We start from the raw sequence: 10589 nt of genomic DNA, 5'->3' as shown, positions 1-10589 counted from the left end.
TAATCGGTCGAGGACTTAACCAAGTCAAAAACGTAGCGTTTTCGGAAATAAAGATATTGTCTAGTTTTGAGAGAACAAGGTTCTCACAAAAAAGTGTGGTGGCGATAGCACAAAGGCTACACCTGTTCCCATTCCGAACACAGAAGTTAAGCTTTGTAACGCCGATAGTAGTTAGGGGATCGCCCCTTGCGAGGGTAGGAAGTTGCCACGCGTTTTTGCGGAAGTAGTTCAGTGGTAGAACACCACCTTGCCATGGTGGGGGTCGCGGGTTCGAATCCCGTCTTCCGCTTAGTGTAGTGATGATCGCATAAAGGTCACACCTGTTCCCATTTCGAACACAGAAGTTAAGCTTTATAACGCCGATAGTAGTTAGGGGATCGCCCCTTGCGAGGGTAGGAAGTTGCTACGCGTCCAAAGTCGTGATCAGTTTTTAACTGGTTGCGGCTTTTTTTCTGCTATTTCTCAAGTGTTGTAAGGCATATGTCGGGTAAAAAAGGGGAATATTTCAGTAAGGTTATTTATGTGCAACTGGAATACATATGAATGCATAAAGATGATCGTATCTGGCTCATAGAGGCTAGTTGCGATCGTCTTTTTGTAGTGTAGAAGACTAAAATTAGCTGGATAAGACTTAGCCTAAATTCGCAGTGAACTTTTTTGGTCAATTGCGTTCGAATAAGTTGTGAAATATTGATATCACTAGCAATTATAGAGCATAAAAATAAATGTATTTATTATTAATAACTTTTATGTAAATGTGTGTATTTAAGTTAAATATACATTAAAAAATAATTATGCACAAATTAAAAATTTGTGGTATCATTTAATTGTTGGTAGTGCATGACCGATATTAGGTATTTAAAACTTTATTGAACATTCCGGGTATTTTTGGAGGGAATAAAAATGAGAAGAAAAATGAGTGTTTACTTGGTGTTACTAGCGTTCATTGGTGCGTTCTTTACGACACCACTAGTAGCAGTTGCAGATGACATTCAAAGTGAGCAACAAGCGACTAGTGTAGTTACCACCAAAGAACAAGCTGCCCAAGAGCAGGAGGTAGCGCAGAAAACAACAACATCTGCTGATAATACTGCTCGACCTGAAACAAATACACAGGTAGTCCAAAAAGAAGCGGTGTCTGAGATCAATCCACGGGCGCCGACCAAAGTTATTGCTGATGTGAAACAATTGTCGTTAACAGCTGATGGAAAAGCAGTAACAAAGATCGACCAATACACTGACTTGACCTTAAAAATGGGTTTTACCTTGCCTAATAATCAAGTCAAAGAAGGCGATTATTCGCTCATCCAATTGCCAGCTGAGTTACGTTCGGTACGCAATACTAATTTTGAGATCAAGGATACACAAGGAAATGTTGTAGCTCACGCAAAGATCGATGCAGCTAACAAGCAGATCAAGATGGTCTATACTGACTTTGTGGAAAAGCATTCCGATATCACTGGAACGCTCACCTTGGCTTTACGCGTTGATACTAAGGTCGTTAAAGAAAGTAAAAAGCTCATGTTGACACTTGATGTTGATGGTCAAGTCAAACCTTTAGGCGAGATCGATTATGAAAACCGACATGATGATTCTACCGAAGCATTTTCTAAGTCTACATGGTTTATAGATGGAAAAGGCAAAGTGATCCAATATGCGATCCGGGTCAACGGCGGTAAGAAAGATTACCAAAATGTTAAGATCAAGGATACGTTGGTTTCAGCTGGCTTGAAATACAAAGCTGGTAGCTTTACGATTAAGAAGGGTGATTGGAAATTAACTCAAACTGGAAACAGTAGTAATGGCTTTTTCTTGGCTAATGAAGTTGATGTGACCTCGCAATATAAAGTCAATGTGGCAGTTGATCAAAGAAGCTTTGACATTGACTTAGGTGATATCAATGGCGAAGGCTATTTGATCGTTTATCAAGTTGAAGTAGCCCATGATCCAGTACCTGGCGAAGCTTTTAGCAACAAAGCACAAATGACGGCTGATAACTTAGAACCGATCGAATATACAGCTAATGTTGTCTATCAAACTTCCAGCGGGAATGCAACGGGTCACACTTACACGCTCAAAGTTCATAAAGAAAATCAATTAGGTGAACCACTTTCTGGCGCTGTTTTTGATGTGATCCGGGATTCAACTGGAGAACGTGTTCAGACTGTGACGACTGGTGCTGATGGTACTGCCCAGATCACAGGTTTATTGCGTGATAACTACACCTTAGTTGAAACTAAGGCACCTGAAGGCTATCAAGCTACTGATGAAAAACTCAAGATCAAAGCGACTGAATTCGTGATGGGAGCCCCATTACTCAAACATGTCGTCAATAAAGCTAAAATGATCGATATTTCAGGGAAAAAGACTTGGGAAGATAAAAATAACCAAGATGGTAAACGTCCCGAAAAGACCGTCGTCAATTTGATCGCTAACGGTCACAAAGTTCAAAGTAAGGTCGTAACAGCTAAAGATAACTGGCAATATAGCTTTAAAAATGTTCCTGAATATTATTTAGGTAAGAAGATCAATTATGCTATTACCGAAGAACCAGTCGAAGACTACCAAACAAAGGTCAATGGCTACGATCTGATCAATAGCTATCGACCAGCGACAACTAAGTTTGAAGTCAAAAAGATCTGGCAAGACAACAATAACTACGCATGCGCTCGTCCTAAATCTGTCCAAGTACAGCTTTATGCTAACGGTCAGATCTACGGTGGTAAAGTTGAACTTAGCGCTAAGAACAACTGGCAATACACATGGAAAGATCTGCCAGCAAAACAAAATGGTAAAGCCATCAAATATCAAGTTGTAGAAGTCACACAGATCAAAGGGTATCTTACCCACCAAGTAAACACAGGTGAAAACCAAGTGACCTTGATCAATCGTTACTGTCCACCATTGAATTATCCGAAACATTGCCATAAACCAAAAGTACCTAAAAAAGATTGTTAGGGTAAACACCATCACGGGATGAATTTCTTCCCAGGATATATCATTTGTTACTAAAAATTAAATAATCCAGATGGTTAGTGTCCTATTCTAAATAGGAGACTGACTATTTTTTTGATACCAGCGGGCTAGTTTATGGTGGTAGCGTTGCATAGCATTATTGATCTGGGCTTGACTTAACTCGAGTTTTTGGGCAACAAGAGACGCTTTTTGGTAATGAAGATAAGCACAAAAAACTTGATATTCCAAAGGGGTGAGTAAGGTCGGCAACTTCTGCAAAAGTAATTCAAGTTCGATCCTTAATTCAAGATCACAGGGCGTCATCGGCAAAACATCGCCTTTTTCATAAAGCAATGCTTCAAGGGAAATGACCTGTTTTTCAAGCAGCCGTTTCTGGGCATTTTCACGCCGCAAGAGCGAACGAAAGTGATTACAGAGGCTGAGTTTAAAGTAAGCACCAAAAGTAATGTTGGCTTTAGTGGGATCAAAGGAACAAGCTGTTTGATAACAAATGATACGCGCCTCTTGCAGGAGGTCATCAGTATCTAAAAATTGTAAGTGAAAATGACCGATCAAGCTTAAGATCATTGGCTGGTATTTTTTGACCAATAGTTGCAAGGCTAAGCTGTCGGCAAAAGTTTTTAGTTGAAATAATAAATTGGTCAGTTCTAAATCATTTTCCATTGTGATCACTCCAATATGTTTGATAGCTTGAATATAACAGATGCTAGTCCGAGACAAGCACCAACACTGGAGTTAAATAAGAAAAATTATTAAAAAAAGACCCGTAAATTTTAATTTACGGGTCTTTAACGTCAGCCACTTACCGGACTTGAACCGGTGACCCCCACCTTACCATGGTGGTGCTCTACCTGCTGAGCTAAAATGGCATCACTCAATACATAAATTAGTATATATGATTGAGTAATTTTGTGCAAGCAAAAAAGGAATAAAATTAAAAAATTTTTGCTACTTAAGCACTAATTCAGTTTTAAGTGTATATAGCTTAGGTGAAAGCTGCCGCAAAAGCGGTGAAGGTTCACCGATCGTTATCAAGGTCAATTCATGCATCGCACGTGAACAGATCGTATACAAGATCCCCAGGTCAGATAGGGGGTAGTTTTCCTTTGAGATATCATAAGCGATAACAGCATCAAATTCAAGACCTTTAGCGAGATAGATCGGCAAGATAACGACTCCTTTTGGTAAAGCCCGATCTTGATCACCGATCAGAGTTGGCGAAAATTCACGGTGAAGCTGTTGGTAAAGTGTTTGGGCTTGCGCAAGGTCTTTAGTGATCAATGCCACGGTATCATTTGTCGTAAGCTGTTGGTGTAGGGCTTTGTTCAAGGCTATCAGTCCAGTTGCTTGATCGGGTGAAGCGATGATCTGGGGTAATTTGCCATCCCGCGTAAATGAGTTGATCGTAGCTCCATCAGGCAATAAAGCCTTCATAAAGTCGGTGATCTGTGCGGTCGAACGATAACTCGTATTTAACGAAACTACGTGACTCGAACGCGGCTTGAGATTTTTTTTAAGTGAATTCAGCAGTGCTTGCGGTGTTTGGAGCGGATTGAAGAGGGCTTGTTCACTATCACCTAGTAGAGTCAATTTGGCTTGAGGGAAACAGTGTTTAAGATAGATCAGTTGTGGCAAAGTATAGTCTTGCATCTCATCGACAAAAAGATGTACGATCCCTTGATTTTGCCCGCTCCCTGTCAAAAGATCGCGTAGGTAAAGCAGTGGTGCACAGTCTTCCAACGCGATCTGATGAAATTCCAGGCGCTCGCTGAATTCAGCGACACTTTCAGGTAAAGTTTGGGCTAAAAAGTGTTGGTATTGCGCATAAATATCTAAGAAATAATCGTTATAGAGCGCATCATAGACGATCGCAAATTTTTGTTCAACGATCTTACGTGCTAAATGATCGATCTCATCATCAACGGCTTGGAAACGCCCACGTGTCTTAGTACCCAATAAGTCATAGTATTGACGGTCATCTAAATTATCGATTTTTTCTAAGACCCAGTTGGCTTTGGCTTCTTGCTTTATCCGCCGGTTGAGGCGCTTGATCAAGATGTTTTTGGTCTCATGGAAGCGTTGAGCTGGCTTCATCTTCAAGGGGAGCCCTTGGTAGATCTCGGTGATCTCTGCTTTGGAGAAGAAGACTTGTCCACCATCTAAAGTGATGTCACTGAAGCAGAGTTCAGCTGGAGTTAGGTGCTCGAGATATTTTTGGACTATTTCCATAAAGCTAGCTTCTTCTTTTTTAGCACGGATCTTTTTTTGGGTAGTTGTAAGGGTGCGTTGCTTTTCATAGCGATCAAAGAGAGTTTCGACCTTTAAGCCTTGGAAACGTTGCGCTAAAAATTCAGCTAGTGTTACTTGACGCATATTACGCTCGCCTAAACTTGGCAAAACTTCAGAGATATAGTGACTGAAGAGCAAATTAGGTGAAAATAAGACGATCTGATCGGCTGAGAGTTTATCACGACTATGATAGAGCAAAAAGGCGATCCGTTGTAAGATGGCTGAGGTCTTTCCTGAGCCCGCCACCCCTTGAACTAGTAATAATTCATGTTTGGTATCACGGATGATATCGTTTTGTTCTTTTTGGATCGTTGCTACGATATTTTTCATATATTCATCGTTATGTTCACCTAAAACTTGTTGGAGCATTTCATCACCGACTGTTTCATTAGTGTCAAACATATTTTTGATCTGTCCTTCAACGATCGTAAATTGGCGTTTCTTTTGTAAGGTCGTCTCCAATTCGCCCATCGGTGTTTCGTAAGTAACTTTTCCTAAAGTCCCATTGTAATAGATCGAGGAGATCGGAGCTCGCCAGTCATAGATCAAAAAGTTTTGGTGTTCATCTACAAGGGATGCGGTCCCAATATAAAGGGTCTCGGGAGTTTTTTCACCTGGATCAAGGATATCGATCCGCCCAAAGTAAGGCGAGTTTTTGAGTTGCTTTAAGGTCTTGACTTGTTTGGCTAAGATCTTTTCGTTTTCTAAGTTTTTGGCGACCAGTTGCTTTTGTTGTTGAACTTCGGCATTGGTCTCCATTTGATCATCGACTTCGAAAGTATTGATCTTGGCATTTTGTCCGTAATTTTTTTCGACCAGTGAAGTTTCAAGTTGAGCTTTTTGATACTCTTGTTCATTTAGCGTGAGTTGGCGCGTGATCTCTTCTTCGACGTGATCAACATGAGCTTGTTCGGCTTTTTTTGCATTGTCCAAGCAAATCATCCTTTCTGTATGAAACGTGCAAAAAGCTCCTAAATTCAGTAATTACTAAAATTTAGAAGCAATCAGGTTATTATAACATGGATCTAGTGCAGATATGTGACAAAAATGACCAATTATGCTCAAAAGCTTTTTAGCAGGCTCAAAATTATTTACAATGAAACTGGTTGTAAGATTTTTGGTTGCTGGGTATACTTGTAAAAAATAGTTAAGGAGAGTTTTTATGAAACAAAAAAGATTCAAATGGTGGCAGATCCTATTGGGGGTAGTCGTCTTAGTGATGGTGGGAAACTTAGTTTATGGTACATTGAAAAAAAGTACGCCTGCCGCTGAAAATAAGAAATATGCAACGGTCAAGGTCAGTCAGGCAGCTCCATTGACTTATTCGGGGAAAGTTGAAGCCGTTAGAACTCAAGTATTAGCACCAACTTCAGGCAAAGCGCAAAGTGTGACCGTTCAGAATGGCGACCATGTGGAGCAAGGTCAAGCGGTGATGACGACTTTTAGCGAATCCTATGAGGAACAAGCAACGGAGGCCCGCCAAGCTTTGGCTAAAGCGCAACGACAAGTCAATCAATAACAACAAGCGGTCGAACAAGCACAAAGACAGTTAGCTCAACTGAGTCGCGAGGATGAAGGTTATACTGAAATGCAGACCCAAGTAACGACTGCACGTAACCAACTCGAAGACGCCCGTGGGGAAGTGACCGATACGCAAAATAAACTAAATACACTTAATGGGCGCGTCAATGGAACTGTGACTGCACCACTTGCGGGCACGGTAACCGTTGAATATGATAAAACTGGGCAACCAAGTGTGACGTTATCTTCAGATGATCTCCAGTTGAGTACCCAACTTTCAGAATATGATTATCCGAAAGTTAAAGTCGGTCAGGAGCTCAAGGTGATAGCCTTAGCAACTAAGCATGAGCAAACGACCAATTTAGGTTATTTAGCCAATACACCAGCACAAAATAGTAAGGCCAACGATTCTAAATATGAATTAACAGCTCCGTTAGACGGTACGAAATTTATAGCAGGTCAAACACTCAATGTAATGATCACCCAAACAGGAGTGCAAATTCCACAGTCTAGTGTCAAAGCTGGTCATGTCTATGTCGTGGAAGCTGGTAAAGCTAAACGGGTCGCAGTTACTGGAACAAAATCTAATGGAAGTTTTATCGTTAAGAGTGGATTGAATAAAGGCCAACGGGTCATTGTTGATCCAGATAAGGGGTTAAAAGATGGAAAAACAGTTGAGACCAATGATTGAGCTAAAAAATATCAATAAGTCATATGTTCAAGGTCCAAACAGCTATCATGTGCTCCATGATATCAATTTAACGATCGCTCAAGGTGAATTTTTGGCGATCATGGGCCAATCAGGTTCGGGGAAATCGACTTTGATCAATATCATTGGCTTTTTGGATGACCAATTTGAAGGAACTTATTTCTACTATGAACATCCGATCCATGAATATACGCGGGCTCAGTTTTCTAGTTTACGAAATCAAAATGTGGGTTTTGTCTTTCAAAACTTCAAGTTGATCCAAAATGTTTCGATCGCAGAAAATGTCGGATTGCCTTTATTATATGCGGGGCAAAAACGAGCATATATCAAGGAGTGTGTCCGTGAAGTTTTAAAGGCGGTAGGTTTGGCAGGCTATGAAGACCAATTACCTAAAAATCTTTCAGGGGGCCAGCAACAGCGAGTATCGATCGCCCGGGCTATCGTGACCAAGCCTAAATTTTTGATCGCAGATGAGCCGACTGGTGCTTTAGACAGTGAAACGTCTAAGGAGATCATGGCTTTATTCAAACAACTGAACCACGATAACGATACAACGATCATTATCGTGACCCATGATCCGAATGTGGGAGCTCAAGCTGATCGTCTGGTACATATTTTAGATGGACGTTTGACAGAAGATACAGAGCATAAGGCAAAGGGGAGAAGCTAATGAAGTTTATCGAATTACTGAAAACAGCGTGGCAATCGTTAAAAGTCAATCCCAAGCGTAGTTTTTTGACGATGATCGGGATCATTATCGGGATCGCAGCGGTGATCACGATCATTGCCCTAGGAAATGGGGTCAAAAAGAAGCTGATCAATAATTTTAAGCTAACTGGTAGTGGGGAACAGACAACAACGATCGAGTTTATGTCGACTGATCCAAAGGCGGTCGGCTTTAAGCAAAATGATATTTTAGCGATCGAACAAAACTTCTCGGGCAAAGTCCAAAAAGCTCAGCTCGATACTAAAAAGGCCGGTATTCAAAGCTATGCTCAATTTGGCAATGATGCTGATACAACGGTCTCGTTGGGCGTAACGACTAAGCCGATCGCTGATTCATTGATCGTAGAAGGTAAGAATTTTACACAGCAGACTTTCTTACAAGCTAGACCTCAAGTATTGATCACTAAGGAGTTAGCTAAACGTGAATATAAGGATATTAAAAGTGCGATCGGTACGCCTGTCTTTATCAATAACACCAATTATGTCATCGCTGGGATCTATCGTCAAAATCAGTTAGCTGATATAAATGATCCAACTTCAGGGGATGTGATCGTCCCTAAAGATGTTTACTTTGTTAATGGAATAAGTAAGACACAGGGAAATACTTTGAAGTTGACGATCGCCAAGGGAGAAAATGCTTCTAAAGTAACTAATAAAGTTGTTGATTATTTGAAAAAGAATGCGACTGCTAAAGATCAAGGTGAGTATGCTTTCTTGGATCTGGGAAGTATGCTAGAACAACTTTCTAAGACGATGGATACCTTGACTCTTTTCATCAGTGCGATCGCCGGGATCTCGTTGTTTATCGCTGGGATCGGGGTCATGAATATGATGTATATCTCAGTTTCTGAGCGTACGCAAGAGATCGGGATCAGGTTAGCGATCGGAGCCACACCAAGCAATATCTTATTCCAGTTTCTGCTGGAAGCGATCATGTTGACTGTCAGTGGTGGCTTGATCGGTTTTGGCTTTGGCTGGCTTTTTGCGCATGCGATCGCCAAATTTATACCAGGCGATATCACAGCTGTGGTGACCTTCAATTCATTTTTATTGGCATTTGGGGTCTCGACAGCAGTTGGGATCATTTTTGGACTCTTACCAGCCCGTCAAGCAGCTAATAAGAATTTGATCGACATTTTAAGGTAAAACTAAAGTGGGGCTCCTTTAGAAATGTTGGGCGCTCCACTTTTTGTGGTTATTTTTCTTTTTTACGCAAACCAAGTGAAATAATTAAACCTAAAATAATTAATGCAATGGTAAAGTAGATCCCATAATGGACCCCAGTCGTAAAGGCTGTAGCTGCTTTAGCACTTGGATCGATATTTTCACCGAAAGTCAAAAGTAAAGTAGCTAAAGCAGCAAGGGCTGAAATAATAGCACCTAAAAGAAAATCACTCAATCCAAAGATCACTAATTGACGGGTAGAAAACCATTTAGTCAATAAGCTTGAAAAGGGCAAAACGATCCCGATCACTAACATATAGCCTGTGACGAGCCATTGAGCACTAGCGGTTGAAATATTTAAGGCACGAATGAGTTGGGGCAAAGCAATGTTTAAAGAAGTTTCTGAAAACATCCCCACAAAAGCCCCGACTAAAACGCCGATCATTGCTAGCATGGGGCGTTCTACCTGGACACGTGCTTGTTTACTTGTTGTTTCCAATTGATCGATCCTTTCTCTTATAAAGCGAAAACAGTGATTATCATAGCAAAGTAAGTTAGCCCTTCGTAAGTGATTTTTTAGTGAAAAAGATAAAAAATCTTTAATAAAAAATCCGAGTCTACCCAATAGGTAAACTCGGATCTAGTCATTTCCAATATTTTTCGATAAAAGCTTGGCGACCACCAGCTTCTTCTAACTCAAAGCGTGCTGGATCTTTTTTGTAAAAATCTTGATGATATTCTTCAGCGGGATAAAAAGGTTTAGCATCTTCGATCTGGGTCACGATCGGCTTGTCGAACCGTCCACTATTTGCTAGCGCTGTTCGTGATCTTTCGGCGATCTCACGCTGGGTGTCGTCTTTGACGAAGATAACGGGACGGTAGCTATCACCGCGATCTTGGAACTGTCCCATCGCATCAGTTGGGTCAGTTTGATTCCAATAGATCTCAACCAGTTGTTCATATGAAACTACGCTTGGATCAAATTCGATCAAAACGGCTTCGGTATGGCCTGTTGTTTGGGTTTTGACTTCTTCATAGGTCGGATCAATGGTATGTCCACCTGTATAACCGGAAATAACTTTTTTGATGCCTGGATAGGTATCGAATGGTTTGACCATACACCAGAAGCATCCACCGGCAAAAATTGCTGTTTCTGTTTGCATAATAAGACCTCAACTTTCTATAGATATACGTCCTAGAGTTA

At 40.9% G+C, this 10589-nt stretch carries 9 protein-coding genes, 2 tRNA genes and 3 rRNA genes (1 of these 14 only partly in view); 9 read left to right on the top strand and 5 right to left on the bottom strand.

What is annotated here, in order from left to right; genetic code table 11:
- From GSR62_RS07205 to GSR62_RS07185, 5 genes are all read left to right on the top strand, one after another.
- Positions 1–23, top strand: a 23S ribosomal RNA gene (locus GSR62_RS07205) (it extends 2894 nt beyond the left edge of the window).
- A gap of 71 nt (positions 24–94) precedes the next feature.
- Positions 95–211, top strand: a 5S ribosomal RNA gene (gene rrf, locus GSR62_RS07200).
- Between the two features lie 6 nt (positions 212–217).
- Positions 218–289 (top strand) — tRNA-Gly (locus GSR62_RS07195).
- A 3-nt stretch (positions 290–292) separates the two neighbouring features.
- A 5S ribosomal RNA gene (gene rrf, locus GSR62_RS07190) occupies positions 293–409 on the top strand.
- Between the two features lie 494 nt (positions 410–903).
- The gene (locus GSR62_RS07185; RefSeq protein WP_066024220.1) at positions 904–2958 is read left to right on the top strand and encodes a Cna B-type domain-containing protein; all 2055 of its coding nucleotides are present in this window, start codon (positions 904–906) and stop codon (positions 2956–2958) included.
- A gap of 87 nt (positions 2959–3045) precedes the next feature.
- On the opposite strand, the gene GSR62_RS07180 is transcribed toward GSR62_RS07185, so the two are convergent.
- The 3 genes from GSR62_RS07180 to helD form a co-directional block, all read right to left on the bottom strand.
- Entirely contained in the window at positions 3046–3639 is a 594-nt protein-coding gene (locus GSR62_RS07180) for a sigma-70 family RNA polymerase sigma factor (RefSeq protein ID WP_066024221.1), read from the bottom strand.
- A 133-nt stretch (positions 3640–3772) separates the two neighbouring features.
- Positions 3773–3845: transfer RNA gene (locus GSR62_RS07175), tRNA-Thr, on the bottom strand.
- A gap of 79 nt (positions 3846–3924) precedes the next feature.
- Positions 3925–6198: an RNA polymerase recycling motor HelD gene (gene helD / locus GSR62_RS07170; RefSeq protein ID WP_066024222.1), complete on the bottom strand. Its 2274-nt coding sequence runs from the start codon at positions 6196–6198 to the stop codon at positions 3925–3927.
- A 229-nt stretch (positions 6199–6427) separates the two neighbouring features.
- Here helD and GSR62_RS09555 point away from each other — a divergent pair, with 229 nt between their 5' ends.
- The 4 genes from GSR62_RS09555 (at position 6428) to GSR62_RS07155 (ending at position 9367) form a co-directional block, all read left to right on the top strand.
- Positions 6428–6784 carry an efflux RND transporter periplasmic adaptor subunit gene (locus GSR62_RS09555; RefSeq protein ID WP_225362246.1) on the top strand — a complete coding sequence of 119 codons (357 nt, stop codon included), beginning with the start codon at positions 6428–6430 and terminating at the stop codon, positions 6782–6784.
- A 69-nt stretch (positions 6785–6853) separates the two neighbouring features.
- The gene (locus tag GSR62_RS09550; RefSeq protein ID WP_225362247.1) at positions 6854–7477 is read left to right on the top strand and encodes an efflux RND transporter periplasmic adaptor subunit; all 624 of its coding nucleotides are present in this window, start codon (positions 6854–6856) and stop codon (positions 7475–7477) included.
- The gene (locus tag GSR62_RS07160; RefSeq protein ID WP_035447634.1) at positions 7470–8165 is read left to right on the top strand and encodes an ABC transporter ATP-binding protein; all 696 of its coding nucleotides are present in this window, start codon (positions 7470–7472) and stop codon (positions 8163–8165) included. Before GSR62_RS09550 ends, GSR62_RS07160 begins: the two co-directional genes overlap by 8 nt.
- On the top strand, positions 8165–9367 hold the full coding sequence (locus GSR62_RS07155) for an ABC transporter permease (RefSeq protein WP_066024223.1): 1203 nt from the start codon (positions 8165–8167) through the stop codon (positions 9365–9367). Before GSR62_RS07160 ends, GSR62_RS07155 begins: the two co-directional genes overlap by 1 nt.
- A 49-nt stretch (positions 9368–9416) precedes the next feature.
- Here the strand turns inward: GSR62_RS07155 and GSR62_RS07150 are convergent, their stop codons facing one another.
- Together GSR62_RS07150 and msrA are read right to left on the bottom strand one after the other, a co-directional pair.
- Positions 9417–9884, bottom strand: coding sequence for an MFS transporter (locus tag GSR62_RS07150; RefSeq protein WP_010689728.1), 468 nt, complete (start codon positions 9882–9884; stop codon positions 9417–9419).
- A gap of 145 nt (positions 9885–10029) precedes the next feature.
- Positions 10030–10548, bottom strand: a complete 519-nt coding sequence (gene msrA / locus GSR62_RS07145) for a peptide-methionine (S)-S-oxide reductase MsrA (RefSeq protein ID WP_010689727.1) — start codon at positions 10546–10548, stop codon at positions 10030–10032.
- Positions 10549–10589: the final 41 nt, after the last annotated feature.

The organism is Ligilactobacillus animalis (assembly GCF_009933595.1).
Taxonomy (GTDB): Bacteria; Bacillota; Bacilli; order Lactobacillales; family Lactobacillaceae; genus Ligilactobacillus; species Ligilactobacillus animalis.
This window is presented reverse-complemented; position numbering and strand designations above follow the sequence as displayed.

Bases quoted from the DNA above. Each gene is read 5' to 3' on its own strand.
- GSR62_RS07185 (WP_066024220.1), top strand. From the start codon at position 904: ATGAGAAGAAAAATGAGTGTTTACTTGGTGTTACTAGCGTTCATTGGT.
- GSR62_RS07180 (WP_066024221.1), bottom strand. From the start codon at position 3,639: ATGGAAAATGATTTAGAACTGACCAATTTATTATTTCAACTAAAAACT.
- GSR62_RS09555 (WP_225362246.1), top strand. From the start codon at position 6,428: ATGAAACAAAAAAGATTCAAATGGTGGCAGATCCTATTGGGGGTAGTC.
- GSR62_RS09550 (WP_225362247.1), top strand. From the start codon at position 6,854: ATGCAGACCCAAGTAACGACTGCACGTAACCAACTCGAAGACGCCCGT.
- GSR62_RS07160 (WP_035447634.1), top strand. From the start codon at position 7,470: ATGATTGAGCTAAAAAATATCAATAAGTCATATGTTCAAGGTCCAAAC.
- GSR62_RS07155 (WP_066024223.1), top strand. From the start codon at position 8,165: ATGAAGTTTATCGAATTACTGAAAACAGCGTGGCAATCGTTAAAAGTC.
- msrA (WP_010689727.1), bottom strand. From the start codon at position 10,548: ATGCAAACAGAAACAGCAATTTTTGCCGGTGGATGCTTCTGGTGTATG.